Annotated in this window: 15 protein-coding genes and 1 pseudogene; 10 read left to right on the top strand and 6 right to left on the bottom strand. The window is 55.6% G+C overall.

What is annotated here, in order from left to right; genetic code table 11:
- Window positions 1-16: 16 nt before the first annotated feature.
- Window positions 17-217 carry a hypothetical protein gene (locus tag CVV65_RS17340; protein WP_331250450.1) on the bottom strand — a complete coding sequence of 67 codons (201 nt, stop codon included), beginning with the start codon at window positions 215-217 and terminating at the stop codon, window positions 17-19.
- Window positions 218-563: 346 nt separating this feature from the next.
- Here CVV65_RS17340 and CVV65_RS02730 point away from each other — a divergent pair, with 346 nt between their 5' ends.
- Window positions 564-1,433: an Rpn family recombination-promoting nuclease/putative transposase gene (locus tag CVV65_RS02730; protein WP_100666837.1), complete on the top strand. Its 870-nt coding sequence runs from the start codon at window positions 564-566 to the stop codon at window positions 1,431-1,433.
- 183 nt (window positions 1,434-1,616) lie between these two features.
- Here the strand turns inward: CVV65_RS02730 and CVV65_RS02725 are convergent, their stop codons facing one another.
- Window positions 1,617-2,027: a CZB domain-containing protein gene (locus CVV65_RS02725; RefSeq protein ID WP_100666836.1), complete on the bottom strand. Its 411-nt coding sequence runs from the start codon at window positions 2,025-2,027 to the stop codon at window positions 1,617-1,619.
- A gap of 805 nt (window positions 2,028-2,832) precedes the next feature.
- Between CVV65_RS02725 and CVV65_RS02720 the strand changes: the two genes are divergently transcribed.
- The gene (locus CVV65_RS02720) at window positions 2,833-4,407 is read left to right on the top strand and encodes a methyl-accepting chemotaxis protein (RefSeq protein WP_157935350.1); all 1,575 of its coding nucleotides are present in this window, start codon (window positions 2,833-2,835) and stop codon (window positions 4,405-4,407) included.
- Between the two features lie 80 nt (window positions 4,408-4,487).
- Here the strand turns inward: CVV65_RS02720 and CVV65_RS02715 are convergent, their stop codons facing one another.
- On the bottom strand, window positions 4,488-4,904 hold the full coding sequence (locus CVV65_RS02715; RefSeq protein ID WP_157935349.1) for an integrase core domain-containing protein: 417 nt from the start codon (window positions 4,902-4,904) through the stop codon (window positions 4,488-4,490).
- A 313-nt stretch (window positions 4,905-5,217) separates the two neighbouring features.
- Window positions 5,218-5,532: a zinc ribbon domain-containing protein gene (locus CVV65_RS17510; protein ID WP_456237321.1), complete on the bottom strand. Its 315-nt coding sequence runs from the start codon at window positions 5,530-5,532 to the stop codon at window positions 5,218-5,220.
- Window positions 5,533-5,616: 84 nt separating this feature from the next.
- On the opposite strand from CVV65_RS17510, the gene CVV65_RS02705 reads away from it, so the two are divergent.
- Window positions 5,617-6,618 carry a polysaccharide deacetylase family protein gene (locus tag CVV65_RS02705; protein WP_100666833.1) on the top strand — a complete coding sequence of 334 codons (1,002 nt, stop codon included), beginning with the start codon at window positions 5,617-5,619 and terminating at the stop codon, window positions 6,616-6,618.
- Window positions 6,619-6,748: 130 nt separating this feature from the next.
- On the top strand, window positions 6,749-7,633 hold the full coding sequence (locus tag CVV65_RS02700; RefSeq protein WP_232796690.1) for a polysaccharide deacetylase family protein: 885 nt from the start codon (window positions 6,749-6,751) through the stop codon (window positions 7,631-7,633).
- A gap of 147 nt (window positions 7,634-7,780) precedes the next feature.
- Here the strand turns inward: CVV65_RS02700 and CVV65_RS02695 are convergent.
- Window positions 7,781-8,179: pseudogene (locus CVV65_RS02695) on the bottom strand (transposase); the annotation flags it as partial.
- Between the two features lie 106 nt (window positions 8,180-8,285).
- Here CVV65_RS02695 and istA point away from each other — a divergent pair.
- From istA to CVV65_RS02680, 3 genes are all read left to right on the top strand, one after another.
- Window positions 8,286-9,740 (top strand): IS21 family transposase, encoded by a 1,455-nt coding sequence (gene istA, locus CVV65_RS02690; protein ID WP_157935348.1) that lies wholly within the window; start codon window positions 8,286-8,288, stop codon window positions 9,738-9,740.
- 15 nt (window positions 9,741-9,755) lie between these two features.
- Window positions 9,756-10,514 (top strand): IS21-like element helper ATPase IstB, encoded by a 759-nt coding sequence (gene istB, locus CVV65_RS02685; RefSeq protein ID WP_100666831.1) that lies wholly within the window; start codon window positions 9,756-9,758, stop codon window positions 10,512-10,514.
- 750 nt (window positions 10,515-11,264) lie between these two features.
- Window positions 11,265-11,912 carry a TerC family protein gene (locus CVV65_RS02680; protein WP_100666830.1) on the top strand — a complete coding sequence of 216 codons (648 nt, stop codon included), beginning with the start codon at window positions 11,265-11,267 and terminating at the stop codon, window positions 11,910-11,912.
- A gap of 68 nt (window positions 11,913-11,980) precedes the next feature.
- Here the strand turns inward: CVV65_RS02680 and CVV65_RS16675 are convergent, their stop codons facing one another.
- Complete coding sequence (locus CVV65_RS16675; RefSeq protein ID WP_157935347.1) at window positions 11,981-12,154, bottom strand: YlbF family regulator; 174 nt, start codon at window positions 12,152-12,154, stop codon at window positions 11,981-11,983.
- A 511-nt stretch (window positions 12,155-12,665) separates the two neighbouring features.
- Between CVV65_RS16675 and CVV65_RS02665 the strand changes: the two genes are divergently transcribed.
- From CVV65_RS02665 to CVV65_RS02655, 3 genes are all read left to right on the top strand, one after another.
- Window positions 12,666-13,124: a MerR family transcriptional regulator gene (locus CVV65_RS02665; RefSeq protein WP_013076093.1), complete on the top strand. Its 459-nt coding sequence runs from the start codon at window positions 12,666-12,668 to the stop codon at window positions 13,122-13,124.
- Window positions 13,114-13,902 carry an enoyl-CoA hydratase/isomerase family protein gene (locus CVV65_RS02660; RefSeq protein ID WP_013076094.1) on the top strand — a complete coding sequence of 263 codons (789 nt, stop codon included), beginning with the start codon at window positions 13,114-13,116 and terminating at the stop codon, window positions 13,900-13,902. The genes CVV65_RS02665 and CVV65_RS02660 overlap by 11 nt, the downstream gene beginning before the upstream one ends.
- Before the next feature lie 84 nt (window positions 13,903-13,986).
- Window positions 13,987-15,549 (top strand): class I adenylate-forming enzyme family protein, encoded by a 1,563-nt coding sequence (locus CVV65_RS02655; RefSeq protein ID WP_100669122.1) that lies wholly within the window; start codon window positions 13,987-13,989, stop codon window positions 15,547-15,549.
- Window positions 15,550-15,613 lie beyond the last annotated feature (64 nt).

Raw genomic sequence — 15,613 nt, 5'->3', positions numbered from 1 at the left:
ACGCCGCATACCAACTCTAAACCTCCGGGTGATCCCCCTTGGTCAACGTCAATGCATTCTTCAGGAATCCAGCCACCGCGACACCCGCTTTCCCTCCCGTCCATACTGGTGAGCCGATCTTCTCCAGAGAGGACAACAGCCATTCCACCCCGAGCCACAGTCGCAATACTGTCAATGCCCCGCGAGCAACGATACTCTTGCGCAGCCAATAAACCACCTTTTTTCCCCTTTCCAGAGTCTTCAAACCCACTTCGTTCCTGGATCGTGGCGGTGCCGACAACCAGGCAATTCCCCTTCGCCCCCGCGGTCCACCCAGAACCGCTCTCTTTTTTCCCAATCGGCCGTTCCTGTCGTAAGTTTACACGCCACCACCCAGCGACTGCGCGGATTGCCTGTCGAACGCTTTGTGTGGGGGGTAGGATCGTGCCTGTTGCGAATCGGTGTATTCGAGCTTCGGCTGATCCTGTTTGCCGGGTACATCACACCGGTGGGGGCAGTGATGACCCGGCGCAACTGGCAAGGAGTGTTGATCGCTGGTATAATAAATCCGGGGAGTGAACCGAATGGAACTTCTCAGTCCCAAGGTCGATTTTGTCTTTAAGCGAATTTTTGGCACCGAAGAGAACAAGGACATCTTGGTCAGTTTTCTCAACGCAGTGTTCGAAGATTCCGGCCAGCCGCTGGTCGCCGATGTAGAAATTCTGGACCCGTTCTTGCACAAGGATACCTTGCTGGACAAAGAATCGGTGTTAGATGTCAAGGCTCGGACTGAATCGGGCATGCTTATCGATGTGGAGGTACAGTTATGGAATCGTCAGGATATTGAGAAACGTACCTTGTACTACTGGGCCAAACTGTTCGAGAGTCAGTTGAGCGAAGGTCACGGGTACTGGGAACTGCACAAAGCTGTGACGATCAATGTTGTGGATTTCAACTGCATTCCCACAGAAGAGTACCACTCGACGTTTCACCTGCGCGAAGACCGGACGGGAATTCTTTTTTCGGATCTGGCAGAGATTCATTTTGTGGAACTGCGGAAGCTGAAAGAACAGTCGGTGGGCCTGGAACGGCGGTTGGTGCGCTGGATGCTGTTCTTTATGGCGAAATCCAGAGAGCAACTGGAGGCGTTGGCGGAGATGGACCCGGCGATCAAAAAGGCGAAAACGACGCTGGAGTTTCTCAGTCAGGACGAGGAAGCGCGGCGGCTGTACGAGCAGCGGCTGAAGTGGAAAATGACCTACGAGGCGGAGATTCATGGGGCGAAGGCAGAAGGAAGGGAAGAAGGGAGGAAAGAAGGGAGAGAAGAAGGAGAACGGCAAGCAAAACAAGAGGTGGCCACAAGACTTTTGCGGATGGGGCTGACCGTTGACCAAGTGGCAGAAGGTACGGGGTTGAGCCGACAAGAAGTTGCCGATATTCTGAAAGAGATTTAACGGGGCCGAAGGGATTGATGGAGATGGCCCCGGTAATCTAGAAGGCGGAAACGACGTTGGAAGCTCGGCGAAGGAACTTCTGCAATAGAAAAAAACCAGCAAACCCGGTCCACACGCGGCCGAAGAACCAAAAGAACCGGATCCTATCCCTCATCCGCAGATCGGCTCCTTTTGTTCCGAAACTTATCGACCGCTGGTGTTGCCCCGTTCCAAGTCCGACAACAGACGATCTAGATTTTCCACAAGCTGATAAGAAGCTTGCTCGAGCTCAAACAAGCGCTTTTCTGCTTCCGCCCGTTTGTCCGCCCGGATCAGCCGGTAGATTTCCGCCGCCAGTCGGTGGAACCGCTGGTGCGGTTCATCGATAGCCCGGAAAGAATCAAGAGAAGAGAGGGACGCCCGATTCCGGGCCTGATCATACCACTTACCCAACCGGCATTGGTGATGATCGACGAGTTGTTTCTCATCGACCACGTGATAGCCGAGCATCATGTTGTACAACCACCATTTCCACAAGAGATGCTCTGTTTTGACAATGCGCACCACCTGTTTGTCCTGCAGTCCGCTCATATTCTGAATGAGCGACCCGGGCATGGAGCTCCTTCACGACCCGGTTGGTGATCTCTCGGACCATCCGAGCCTCGCGTTGCACCTCTTCGATGGTGGCTGTGATTTCATGGACCGATTGTTTGGCAACGATATGTGGTTGTAGAAAATTAGTCCATACGTCCCCTTGTTCCATTTGATATTTTATCCTATAGTGAAAACGTCGCTCAGTCAAGGAGTCAATACGCCACGATGGACCCGTCGAAAATCGGGGGAGGTGTTGTGTCCACCTTTTGATAAACTACCGAGCAAAAATGTCTACCGTAGGGAGATATTGGACAGAGTAATCGAAAATTATCTTCAGCCGAGGAATCTCAGAATATGACTAGTGATTGCCTGTGAAGGTGTCCTTTCGGTGGCAGAGTCTGCAAGGATTGCTATGCCATTCGCTGTGTCGGGTTTTGGCGACTTTTTCGGGGTGAGCACCTCTGCTCTGTTTATGAGCTAAGCGTTTTGGCAAGATGGCCAAATGAATGTGTGGCAGGGGACGATTCCTATTTCAAGAGAGAGGAAAAAGGGCATACCGCGATCAAAAACTTCTGCTCTAAGGAAATCGTATGTTCGATTTTTCAGCAGTTGGCCATGGCTGAAGAAAGGGTGGTATTATCTCGTGAAAATGTCCCTCAAGAGTAGAGCAATTTTTCTGACTGTTTTGAACGGATTGCTGCCACCGCTTCTGTGGCTGGTGTTTGCTACAGCCATCGCCGGGACCGTGCCCGCTGGTCAACTGCTTCCGGTTTTCAAGGCGCCTCGGGTTCTGATGTGGATCGTCTTCATGGTAGGGGGCTCCTGCTTGTGGGTTGACTACATGTGGCGACGACTCGAAGCTGCCGACAGTACGGAAGCGCATCGACTTCTGTACCGTTTCCCGCTGTATTACCTCTTGTGGATGGCTTTTTATGCTCCCGTGGGGGGGGTGTTGGCTGTTGCTGGACAAGCATGGGCTACTCCTCTCAATTTCTGGGTGCTTGAAACCATAGGCATCGGTGTCACCATTTCCATCACGATGGTCCTGTACGTGCTGGTGGTTTTCATCTTTGAACACGAGTTTTCTGCGAAAGCCGTGCCAGCGTCTCCAGAGAAACTGTTTCCCCTGTGGCTGCGGTTAGGCACGGGGATTTCGGCGCAACTGCTGGCGATGGTCGCAATTGTCGGCTCTGTAGCCGTGTCGCGGGCGGTTGCGGCGGGCATGTACCTGGCGGAAGTTCCGAGATATATTCTGTTCCTCGCCAGCGGGGGTGCTGTAGGCGTGGTCCTATCGGCGTTGTTCGTCTTCGTCGGTATACGAGGATTCGCCAAATCCCTAGGCGGTCTCGACCGAAGCCTTGGGGCCGCTGCCGCTGGAGAAGCTGATCTGACGGTCCGACTGCCGATCGGTTCCATGGATGAGAGCGGAAGGTTAGCCTACTGGTTCAATGTCTTTATCGCAAAACTTGGCTCCCTCGCAACAGAAGTAAAGAAAGTGCAAGAGAATACCTCTGTGCTAGGCCGACAAGTGGAAACCATAGCCGACCAGCTTGGTAGCGTCTCCAAAGAAGTGGCAGAGGCCGTTTCCCAAGTTGCGAAAGGGAACAACAACCAGGCAAAGAATATACAGGAAGCGGCGGGCGCCGCCGAGCGCGTGAGAGGTCGGATGGAATCCCTGAAAGCTACGGTCGCCTTAATAGCCACGGCTGCGGAAGATAGTGCCATGGCGGCGGCGAGCGGGTCCGAAACAGTGGAGACAATTGCCCGGGCTAACAGGCAGGTGGCCGAAGCGAACCGGCAGATGCGGGCGGTGGCAGCCGATGTCGACAGTGTGGCGCAGGAAATTAGCCGTGTGCTCGGAGCTATCTCTGCGATAGCCGACCAGACCAAACTGCTGGCGCTAAATGCCACCATTGAGGCCTCCAGGGCTGGCGAGCACGGACGCGGGTTCGCCGTGGTGGCGGACGAAGTGCGTCGGCTGGCCGAAGACACGACTTTGTTTGTGAGCCAGGTAAGAGGTATGGTCGAAAATGTGCAGGAGCGCGCGGGGAAGCTGAGGGATGAGGTAGAGAAGGAAACCGCCATCTTACAGGACTACATCAGTGGAATCGAACATGCGGCCGATATTTTCCCGCAGATCGCAGAGAAAGCAGCCGAGACGAACCGGTCGGTGACGGGAATGAGAGAAGCGGCGACGGGAATAGAGACCGACCTGAGGCAGGTTGGGGAGGCCCTGGAAGATCTTGCGGCTGTAGCGGAAGAATCAGTTGCTTCCACAGAAGAAGTGGCGGCGTCGAGTCAGGAAGCCAGCGCGATATCGGAGCAGTTGCGGCAGATCACTGCTTCCATGGGTGAGGCGATCCAGCGGCTGGACCAGTCGGTAAAAGTGTTCAGGGTGTAGTGTAAAATCAAGGGGCAGCTCCGACCGCGTTGCCCACTTCGAGGCCAGCGGCCAAAGCGCCGCTACGGTGGTCCCAGTTGTCAAGACAAAATTTCCGGCGTTGCTAAGCTATATCCTCGCCTCTCCACCGACCCGGTCCCTCGTTGTTGGAGGAGCAGGAGGGGTGAATGGCCAAAGGCCAGAGGGGAGGAGCGAAGCGGCTTCCCCTTGTCTTTAAGCACTCTCCTTTCCACAATATATATGTTCAGTAGAGGCTTGAGGACGTATAGGTCGGTCCTCACCCCCTTCAGATAAATCTCGGCAGGTGTGTGGTACCCCAGCGATTGATGTGGCCGCTCATGATTGTAATAGTGAATGAATGTTCTGATGGGTTCCCTCGCCTCTCTGGGGTTGGCGTACTCTTTCGTGTACACCTCTTCGTACTTGAGCGTCCGCCAGAACCGCTCGGTGAAGATGTTATCCACAGCCCTGTTCCGGCCGTCCATGCTGATTTGCACACCCGCCTCTTTCAGCAAATTCGTGTACTGTGGACTGGTGAAATGACTTCCCTGGTCGCTGTTCCAGATCTCCGGTTTCCCCTGTTCGAGAGCCGATCAAGCGGCGGCTAGGACAAACTGAATGTCCATGGTCTGCTCCAGTCGCCAGCTCACAATGTACCGAGAATGCCAATCGCTTACAGCCACATTAAACAGCCCCTTGTCGCTTGTTCAGTTTCCTGGGACCACTATAATGAATGGGGTGGAAGAGAATCCATGGGCGGCCTCGCTATACCCTGTCACGGCCCGCACGCTGCGAAAAAAGCCGGTGTGATCAGGTTGCCCCGTTTGATCGCCGTTGATTATCCCGCCCTCCCAAACGGCCCGAGCAGGGCACCTCTAGCTTTTCAAGCACTTGCGCCAACCCGTTCAGGGCTGCGTTCTCGTCCCTGAGATGGCGCGTCCCACACTGCGGACAGCTCCATTTCCGCACCTCCGGCGGAATCCCCTCCGCCACCTGGATGCCCACAACCAATTGACGTAGTCCCCGTACAACCGGTTCGCCGCCGTCGGTGAACGCTTTTTTCACAGCATCCGGATTGGCCTCATGATTTCTTTTCCGCGATGATTCGTGGTATGGTAGACGCATAAAAGATAGAATTATGGAGTTGGAACAACATTCGGAGAAAACAAATCAAAACCTTATTCCCGATTGAGAGGCGTGAGAATTGACATGAACAAACATATACTCCCATATGGTGTCGCAGGGCTCGTGTTCGCCGTTCTTCTCGCCTTGATCGTGCTGGTAGCCGTTATATTTCTCCATCAGAGTGAGCCGCATCACGTGTTGATCACCCCTACCACGCCTTCGTTATCGGCGGCAAGCACCGACAACGAACCAATACGTCGGTCTGACTATCTCGGCAAGTCCCGATACCATTATCGCAACCGCGTCCTGGTGCTCATGTATCATCACATCGACCCGCATGAGGGTGCATTCACCATTTCCCCGGAGCGCTTCGCCGCCCAGATGAACGCGCTTCAGCAGGCAGGTTATCACATCATCGGACTGAACAAGCTTCTCGCCTTTGCCGATAGTGGCGCTCCGGTTCCAGATAATGCCGTGGTCATCACTTTCGACGATGGCTATGAAAGCTTTTACAAGTACGCTTATCCGATCTTACGAGCTCACCACTATCCAGCTACAAATTTCATTATTGTAAAAGATACAGATGCTCCAAACCTGAACCGCAAGGCCATCCCCCACCTCACTTGGTTGGAGATGAGGAAGATGCAGCATGACGGAATGACCTTTTGCAATCATACGTACAATCTTCATTATTTAGCGATGGTCGATGCAACAGGACACCAAAAGCCGGCTGCCGCCAATGCAATTTTTTTACCAGGAAAGGGTAGGAAAGAGACTCAACAAGAGTATGAAGCGCGTATCCGCAGTGACCTTGCCCTGGCTGAGGAACGCCTCGAACGCGAACTCGGCCCGCATCCCAAAGCTTTGGCGTTCCCATATGGGGCTTACAATGACACTGTGCTCAATGTAGCACGATCCTTGGGAATTCGACTCTTTTTCACCGTCAAACCGGGGATCAACCCACCCGATCACACCCTCCTTTACCGTATCAACGCCGGAACCCCGGCCCTCAGCGCTCAAGGCCTATTGAATGTGCTGCGTCACTATGATCAGCCGACTTTGACACCTACGGGTTCAAACATGTGAAATTCAGACGGGCCTGACTCGACTTGAGTCCCCGACCGGGGAACCTCTATTCTGACCGCCTCACATATCCGTCACCGGGAGCGGAAAACTTAACAACGTACAAAATTGCTCGCGGGAGGGGTTTCTTGAAATGGTTATGTGGCGCGCCGCTGCAGCCCTATCTTTGTCGCTGCTTGTGACCGGATGTTGGCCGGCACCTCGGGAGTCTTCACCCCCGCAACCGTTACCCGCGCGACCACAAGCGCAAGTGCCGTCTAACCCACCCCGGGCCGCTGCCCCTCACGCTGTTCGGACCACCACGCACGATCTACAAGGGGGGTGGGAAAAAACCGGCCGCATCGACACCCCGGAACTCCGCCATCGAGTGGCTGACCAATTTCCGCAAATCGTCTTTTATCGCGGTCCGAGGAATGTAAAACAAGCCGCTTTGACCTTCGACGACGGTCCTGACGTCACCTATACCACCCGCATCCTGGACATCTTGCGGCGGGAAGGGATTCACGCCACCTTCTTTATCGTTGGCCAGCGGGCCCAAGCCCATCCCGAGATGGTTCGGCGAATTATCGCCGAGGGGCATGCGGTGGGCAACCACTCTTGGGACCATCCCAACTTTACAAAACTGTCGATCGCTGAGATTCGGTCAGAACTGATACGCACGAACGATTTGCTCCGTTCGCTGGTTGGCTATACTCCGGACCTCTTCCGCCCACCCTATGGAGAACTGACGCCAGCTCTGGTCCAGACGATCGGCGGCATGGGCTTTAAAATCATCGACTGGAGCGTGGACACACGCGACTGGGCGGGCACCCCGGTCCCCACGATCATGAACTATGTCCGAAAGGAAATCACCCCTGGCGGAATCATTCTGGAACACTGCGCCGGTGGCCGCGGAGAACGCTTGGATAACACGGTGGAAGCGTTACCCGGGATCATCTCCTACTTGCGGAACCAAGGATATTCGTTCGTAACGATCCCTCAATTACTCCACGTTTCCGCGAAGATGGAAGGAAGTTAAGGAGTGTAGACAACGACGCCTCTTACCGAAAAAGAAGGAGCCACGCACGCGTTGGAATTTCCCAGGGCCCGAGCCACCGCCCATCCACAAGGCAGATGGAACTGAGCCGGGTTCGTGGCGGAATTCAGAAACTTCGCCTTCAAGGCTGTCGTAATACGTCGGGCCGAGTTCCTTGTAAGGCTGACGTCGTCGTAGCATGTGGTACACGATGGTCAAGATGCTGTGCGCGACCGCAACGGCTGCACGATTGCTCCCTCGTCGAGCGGCAATGCGGTGGTAGTGAGCAGCCAAATACGTTTCCTTTGTCCTTGCCGCCGTACGGGCTGCCTCCACCAGGGCAGCTCTAAGTTTTTGGTTCCCCTTACGAGTCTTGCCCGACTTTCGTTTCCCCGCACTTTCGTTGTTCCCTGGAGCCAGTCCTGCCCATGAGCATAAATGAGCGGCCGACGGGAATTGGTCCATATCCGTCCCAATCTCCGCCAAAACTTGTTCTGCCGTCCGTCGACCGACACCGGGGATGGTTTCCAGCAGCTCCAGGTCCTCTTCTGTTGATATACACTGAAAATGGACCCCAGATCGTCAGTGAAAATTGACCCCCACCAGATAGACTGGTACGCTCCTACTAATCTGAGTGGGAGCGGGGGAGAAAGGGTTGATCTCTATCGAGGATTGGACTGCGATTCGAGCACTCCATGCCCGCGGTGTCAGTATTAAGGCGATTGCGCGGCAACTGGGAATTTCGCGCAACACTGTGCGTCGTGCCTTGCGGGGAGACGATCCACCCAAGTATGTGCGAAAGAAGCCGTCGGCTCGGGCAACAGACCCATTCCTGGAGCACATTCGACAGATGTACGTGGAAAAACAATTGATCGGAACACGAATCTATGCGGAGTTGCAGAAGATGGGGTACCAAGGTTCACTTTCTGCGGTTCACCGGTGTCTGCAGCGGCTGAAGAAAGAACAGCCGCACACCGAAGTGCGGGTTCAGCGGATGGAGACGGCTCCAGGTGAACAAGCCCAGTTCGACTGGTCGGAGTACTCAGTAAAGATAGGAGGCAAGGAGGTCAAGGTATACGCGTACCGTTACATTCTCAGTTATAGTCGAATGCGATACACGCACTTTGCGCTGAATCAAACGCTGGAGACGGTCCTGGAAGCTCTGGAGTGCGGGATTCGCCACTTTGGCGGTGTGCCTGAGAGGGTGCTGATCGACAATGCCGGTCAAATGGTCGTGGATCATCGGCCGGATGGAGCTGTACGGTACCACCCGGAATTTCTCAAGGTCATGGGACTGTACCGGATGGACCCGTATGCATGCGCCCCGTACCGCGCCCAAACGAAGGGGAAAGTGGAACGGGCCTTCTATATGCTGGAACAGCATTTCCTCAAAGGGACGGAGTTCAAAGACTTTGAGGACCTCATTACCCAAGGGAAGTCCTTTGACGAATCGGAGAATCAGCGGGTGCACCGCCGGTTGGGACAAACCCCGTTGGAGCGGTTTGAGGCGGACCGGGCGGCTTTACGGCCCCTCCCCGAGCGCAGGTATGTCGACAGTGTGCGCGTCTTGCGCCGCGTCAGCAGAGACGGATACATCTCCGTCGATCACGTGGAATACTCGGTCCCGCCCTCCTACCTCGGCCGGGAGGTGTGGGTGACGCAACCCAGGGGGGCATATGTCGAGATGTACGGCCCAGACGGCACCTTCTTGTGTCGGCACGTCAAATCGAGAGACACCGGCTCGATCCACACGCTGCCCGAACACCAGGCGCCTCACCGGGAGCGTGTCTCGGTTCGTCAGCGATTCTGCGAGGTGTTTCCCAGCGGTGCGGCATTCTACCAAGGGCTCACCCGTCGGTATGCCCACAACGCTCGGTACCATGCCGCCCGCATCCTGGACATGCGCAGCACCTATAGCGACGAGTCTATTGAAATGGCCCTGAAGGAGGCCTTGGCTTACGGAGCCACGGACGAGAAGGTCGTGTTGAAACTGCTGGCCAACTACCCGACAAAACCGGCCGCCTCTTCGAGAAACGTCGAGGTCCAGGCGTTATCTCGGCGCGCCGACACCATTCGCCCGTTGTCCTACTACAGTCAACTGTTGCATTAACAAGGGGGAGTTCCCGTGACCGAAGATGCGATGGAGACCCTGAAACAACATCTCAAAACGCTCCAACTGCCGTATATGCGGGAGGTGGTGGAACGGGAAATTGAGAACGCGGTGAAAATGAAGCTGACTTACCAAGCTTTTCTCACGCGGCTCGTGGAAGCGGAAGTGTTGCAGAAGACCAACCGGTCCATTGCCACGAAGATTCATCTGGCGCGATTCCCGCGGATCTGTACATTGGAGGAGTTCGATTTCTCGTTTCAACCTTCGCTCCATGCCGCGGAGATTCGGGAATTGGGAGAACTCGGCTTTATCCACCGAAAAGAAAACGTTATTTTCCTAGGTCCTCCAGGGGTTGGAAAAACGCACTTAGCGATTGCCCTTGGGGTCAAAGCGTGCACGGCCAGACTCCGGGTCGCGTTTTTCACCGCCTCTGAACTGGCGGATCTCTTGTATGCCAGTTTAGCGGATCGTTCCACGCCCCAAAAGCTGGCGTCGCTGAGCCGCTACCACCTGCTGATCATCGACGAGTTGGGCTACATGCCCATGGACAAGCAACGGGCGAACCTCTTTTTCCAGCTCGTCAGCAAGCGCTATGAGACGGGATCAATCATCCTGACGACCAACATGCCTTTTGACGAGTGGGACAAGGTGTTTGGCGATACAATTGCTTCTGCCGCCATCATTGATCGTCTGGTGCATCACAGTCACATTTTTCACATTCAGGGTCACAGTTACCGGATGAAGGACAAGCTCAAGGCCGATGCCTCCGCCTAATCACCAGCCCGGCGGACTTGGTACCCCATGTTGTCCGTGCGTGTGCGACACGCACACGTGGCCGTTGTCCCCTAAGGGCCCCCCATCGGCCCGCAGCCGCGAGGTCAAGGGCGCCCTTGGGCGAGCGAAGCGTCCCTTGACGGAGCGGCCAGGGCCGATACACTCGGCCCGTTGGGACAACGGCCGACGACGATGAACCCTGAGTGACGACACGACATGGCAAGCAATGACTTCCGTTTTCTGAGGGGGGTCAAAATTCAGTGCCAAACCGGGGTCAATTCTACTTGACGATCAACACTCTTCAAAAGGGCGCATCCGCTTCTTGATCTCTTCGTCCAGCCGGATGTGTCGGTCCCTGCGGAAAACCCGAAGTCTTCCGACACCAATCGTTCCGTTTTGACGGTGGCGGCCGAGACCGCGTCCGACAGAGAGCAATTGCCGGCGCAACCCATCATCGACCCTTTGCGGGACCTGCTGAACCGGCTTTCCATTTTTTGAACCGCTTCCATGTTCCCGGGAAACCCGACTAAGGCGACATCACCGCTTGTCCGCCCGGCCCATCGGTTCGGCCCTACCGACACCGCCCACGTTTAAGAACGAACCGCCATCTTATCACGACCCACGGAACGAAAGGTCTTTATCGGACTGACATACGCATACCCTTTATCGAAGTTCATATGGGAACGGGAGCCCGACGATTGATTCCGTTCCGCGTGCAGAAAAATCTCGACTAGACGTGGGTGGGCCGGTATGCGTACCATTGTGCAGGTGTTTATGGTCAATCTTGTCATGAGCGTGGACAACATCATCGTCGTCGCCGGGATTGTCCGGCGCTCCCCGCACCTCGTCGCCATTGCCGTCATATCGACGTTCACACTGACGGCCGTCCGGACCGGGCTGATCGCCGGACTGCACCGGTTACCCCAAGTTCCGGGCTTGCAACTGGCGTTGGGCGGCATGGTTCTCGGCATCGCGTGCAAAATGACCCATATCCCCGGCACCCGGGGAGGAAGCGATCCGCCCTTGTGGCAACTTCTTTCTTCCGTCGTTCTGGCAGACCTGGCCCTGAGCGTCGACAACATGATGGTATTGGCACTCATATCCAAAGACTTAGCGACCATCGCGATTGGAACGGGTTTAAGTTTATTGCTGCTCCTGTCGTTTCTACCCATCATCACCAGAACCATGCAACAGATACCCCTGTTGCAAATCGTTGCGGCCGGTTTTGTTGCGTTACTGGGAGTGCGTGCGATGTTGCAGGACCCATTGGTCGACACGCGGCTCCAAGCCGGCCTTCCTGTGCCGGGAGGGCAACAGGATCTTCCGCCGGCCGTTGCCGCTGCACTTGTCCTTTATGGGATCGGGAACATGGTTTATCAAAGGGGACGCCGCCGATGACTCCATCTTCATCCGAGTTCATCATCGTCCGCCGTCATTCTCCGGGCTCGGCAAGTCAAACACCGGCTTCACGGCCTCTGCAAGAATCCGCTGAATATCATCCATGACGACGGCAAACCTCGATTCCGCCGGGCTTCGGGATCGGCCTGCAGTCGATCCCGCGCTCCTTCCAGTTTCCGGTACCACTCGCTTTCCCGAAGTGCTCTCGCCAGACCATGGGCGTAGTCATACAGATTATTCATCACCACATGCGCTCCCTTCGTCCAGTCGGCCGCTTACATCCGCCGGGATCGCGCGAGTCATTTCCCCACAAACCGTGAAACTGCTCGCCTTTCCCCGCGTCTTCGGCACCTTTCATCCACTCCCGAAACCGTTTGCGAACCGTTCGGCCGCCTCCTGCTCCATGTAACCGCGCGGAAAACGATTTCACTATGGAAAAAGATCCGGGACCAGATCGCTGTGGGCGCCTCCCGGTTCTTTCTCGGCGATGACTTCGATTTGCGCTCCGCACATCTTCGCAATCCCGTGTGCGAACCCGGTCGACCGATGCACCCAACATCTTTTTAACTTGACCGATCAAAAGTATTTTATGCGTTTATTTTATCATAATCGCGCATTCATCGGCCTGATAATCGGAATGATTATACGAAACAGACGAGTATTGAATATTATCTTGACGTTATATACTTTACGGAAACGTTAATTTGCGCTATAATCGGCAAACGATCAAAAAGCAAGGGGGGAGGGACACGCGTGCCGTCGGAACCACGAGAATACCAAATTTCCGACCTCGTTCAGGAGTTTCAGATCAGTCCGAGAACGATTCGGTATTATGAGGAACTCGGACTTGTTCAGCCCCGCCGCACCGCCGGCAACCACCGCATCTATTCTCGTCGCGACCGGGCCAGGCTTAAAATGATCCTTCGCGGGAAGATGCTCGGCTTTTCCTTGCGGGAAATCGCCGTTTTGATCCAACTCTACGACATTGATCCGACGGAAAAGCGCCAGTACGAAGAAGGGTTGCGTTATGCCTACAAACATCTGGAAGAGGTGCGCCATCGCATCGCCGAGCTAAAATTGTTGGAGGCCGATCTGGTCGAAGCCATTCATGCCGCTGAAACAAAATACGGGGAGTTGTCGGCCGAAACGAACCGGGAAGAAACGACCCGAAGCGAAAACATCAAAGGAGTGGAGCCGACCCATGACGGATAAAGTGACGTATGAACACCGGGGGTCCGTGGCGGTCATCACCATCAATCGCCCGGAAAAGTTGAATTGTATCGACGGCGAAACGGCGGAGGGACTTTATGCGGCCTGGACGCGGTTCCGCGATGATCCGGCAGCGTTGGTGGCGATTCTCACCGGGGCGGGCACCGCTTTCAGCACGGGCGCGGATTTGGCCGCGGTGGACACGCTCGGACCCGAAGATCAATATGACCCCGACTTCGTGTACAGCGGTCGAGGATATCTCGGCTTTACCCGACTCACCGACGTGTTCAAACCGACCATCGCCGCGATCAACGGCTACTGCTTTGCGGGCGGTATGGAGATGGCGGCCTGGTGTGACATCCGCATCGCATCGTCCAACGCCGAGTTTGGGTTACTCGAGCGCCGATGGAATGTGCCGCTGGTCGACGGGGGAACGCAGCGATTGCCGCGCATCCTGGGCTGGGGGCGTGCGATGGACCTCATGCTGACCGGGCGAAGAATCGACGCCCGGACCGCATATGATTGGGGTTTTGTCACCGAAATCACCGAACCGGATCAACTGCAGGACCGGGCGATTGCTCTGGCCGAACAGATTGCCGCCTATCCGCAAGGTTCGCTCCGGACAGACAAGCAGGCGGCACTGCGAGGCTGGGGTTTGTCCCTTGAGGAAAGTCTGCGCATCGAAACCCAACTCGGCATGCCGCACGTCCGCAGCGAGGAAACGCGAGAAGGACTCGACCGATTTCGGCAGCGCAAGCGGAAGGATTCCCGCAGGACCTGAACGCCCGTGTCGACCTTGGTAACCGGCAAAGTTCACCGTCAAAACGTTGAATCGGAAAACGCGATGGAGAGAGGGATCGAGGGAATGATGATCGCGAGCGAATTGATCCGCAGGGGAGCCGTCTATTTTGCCAATGAACATGCCGTCAGGTTCGGCGATACGTCACTAACATTTTCGGAAGTGTACCGCTACGCCAACCGGTTGGCAAATTTCTTGCTTCATCTGGGACTTCAAAAAGGCGATCGCGTGGCATTCTTGTTGGCCAACTCGGCGCACAGCGTGGCGATTGATTTCGCGATGATTCTGTCCGGATTGGTCCGGGTTCCGCTCAATACCCGGCTGTCGCTCCGCGAGCTGGAACACATGGTGCGGGAAACCGAAGCGAAGGCGCTGATCTTTTCCGAAGATTTTACTCAACAGGCGGATCACTTGCGGCAACATGTTCCGACGCTCCGATGGCCGGTCCTCATCGAGGGTATGGCGAATGCGGACTGGATGCTGGCGGCACAAGCAGAAATGGTGCGTTATACCGATGATGAACCGAGCGTGAAGCTGTCTGAATCCGACCCTGTAACGATTCAATACACGTCGGGCACAACCGGACAGTTGAAGGCGGCGGTGCACACCCAGGGCACGTGGAGCGCAATCACCGCCAATATTTTAACAGCTATCCGAATCGATCGCGGCGATATCATGCTGCACGCCGCACCGCTCACCCACGCATCCGGCACCCTCGTTTTACCGCACTGGATTCGCGGTGCGACCAACGCGATTTTGCCCGGATTTAAGCCGGCGCAGTTTCTTGAGGCGGTCAAACGCATTAGGCCGACAACGCTCAACCTCGTCCCGACAATGATCACCATGCTCTTGGCGCACCCTAACGTGGCCGATGTATCCTTTGCTTCGGTTCGTCAAATCATTTACGGTGCCTCGCCGATGCCGTCCGAGACGTTAAAAAAGGCAATCAGCTTATGGGGACATATATTTATTCAATATTATGGACAAACGGAATGCCCGCTGATTTTAACGGTCTTGGACATCGACGATCACAAGCGCGCGTTGTCCGACCCGCAGGCCGAACACATCCTACTCTCTTGTGGAAGGCCGACCGCCGTCACCGAGCTGCAAATTCTTGATGAACAAGGAAAACCGGTGCCCCCGGGCGAAATCGGCGAGATCGCGGTCCGCTCGACACAGCAAATGATCGGCTATTTCCAGGCACCGGAACTGACCGCGGATACGATCAAAGACGGGTGGGTTCATACCCGCGATATGGGGTACGTCGATACCGATGGATATGTCTATTTGGTCGATCGAAAGTCCGACATGATTATCAGCGGCGGGTTCAATATCTATCCCCGGGAAGTCGAGGAAGTTTTGTACAAGCATCCCGCAGTGTTGGAGGCCGCAGTGGTGGGCATTCCCCACGATCAATGGGGCGAAGTGGGAAAGGCATTTGTGGTGCTGAAAGAAGGGCAAAGCGCAACCGAAGAGGCGCTGATCGAGCATTGCCGAAAATATTTGGCCGGGTATAAACGCCCCCATTCGATCGAGTTTGTCGACCATCTCCCCAAGAGCGCGGTCGGTAAGGTGGTGCGCCGCCTGTTGCGGGAACCCTACTGGGCGGGACGGCCGCGGCGCATTTAAGCCGAGTCGCGGAAAATCAGGAGGAACTGCAAACAAAACTCCCCGCGTCTCCAACAAAGCGCGA

The sequence above is a fragment of the Kyrpidia spormannii genome (genome assembly GCF_002804065.1).
In the GTDB taxonomy this organism is placed as follows: Bacteria; Bacillota; Bacilli; order Kyrpidiales; family Kyrpidiaceae; genus Kyrpidia; species Kyrpidia spormannii.
This window is presented reverse-complemented; position numbering and strand designations above follow the sequence as displayed.

Coding starts and splice junctions, on each gene's coding strand:
- CVV65_RS02730 (WP_100666837.1), top strand. CDS start 564: ATGGAACTTCTCAGTCCCAAGGTCGATTTTGTCTTTAAGCGAATTTTT.
- CVV65_RS02725 (WP_100666836.1), bottom strand. CDS start 2,027: ATGCCCGGGTCGCTCATTCAGAATATGAGCGGACTGCAGGACAAACAG.
- CVV65_RS17510 (WP_456237321.1), bottom strand. CDS start 5,532: ATGCGTCTACCATACCACGAATCATCGCGGAAAAGAAATCATGAGGCC.
- CVV65_RS02705 (WP_100666833.1), top strand. CDS start 5,617: ATGAACAAACATATACTCCCATATGGTGTCGCAGGGCTCGTGTTCGCC.
- CVV65_RS02700 (WP_232796690.1), top strand. CDS start 6,749: ATGGTTATGTGGCGCGCCGCTGCAGCCCTATCTTTGTCGCTGCTTGTG.
- CVV65_RS02680 (WP_100666830.1), top strand. CDS start 11,265: ATGCGTACCATTGTGCAGGTGTTTATGGTCAATCTTGTCATGAGCGTG.
- CVV65_RS16675 (WP_157935347.1), bottom strand. CDS start 12,154: ATGAATAATCTGTATGACTACGCCCATGGTCTGGCGAGAGCACTTCGG.
- CVV65_RS02660 (WP_013076094.1), top strand. CDS start 13,114: ATGACGGATAAAGTGACGTATGAACACCGGGGGTCCGTGGCGGTCATC.
- CVV65_RS02655 (WP_100669122.1), top strand. CDS start 13,987: ATGATGATCGCGAGCGAATTGATCCGCAGGGGAGCCGTCTATTTTGCC.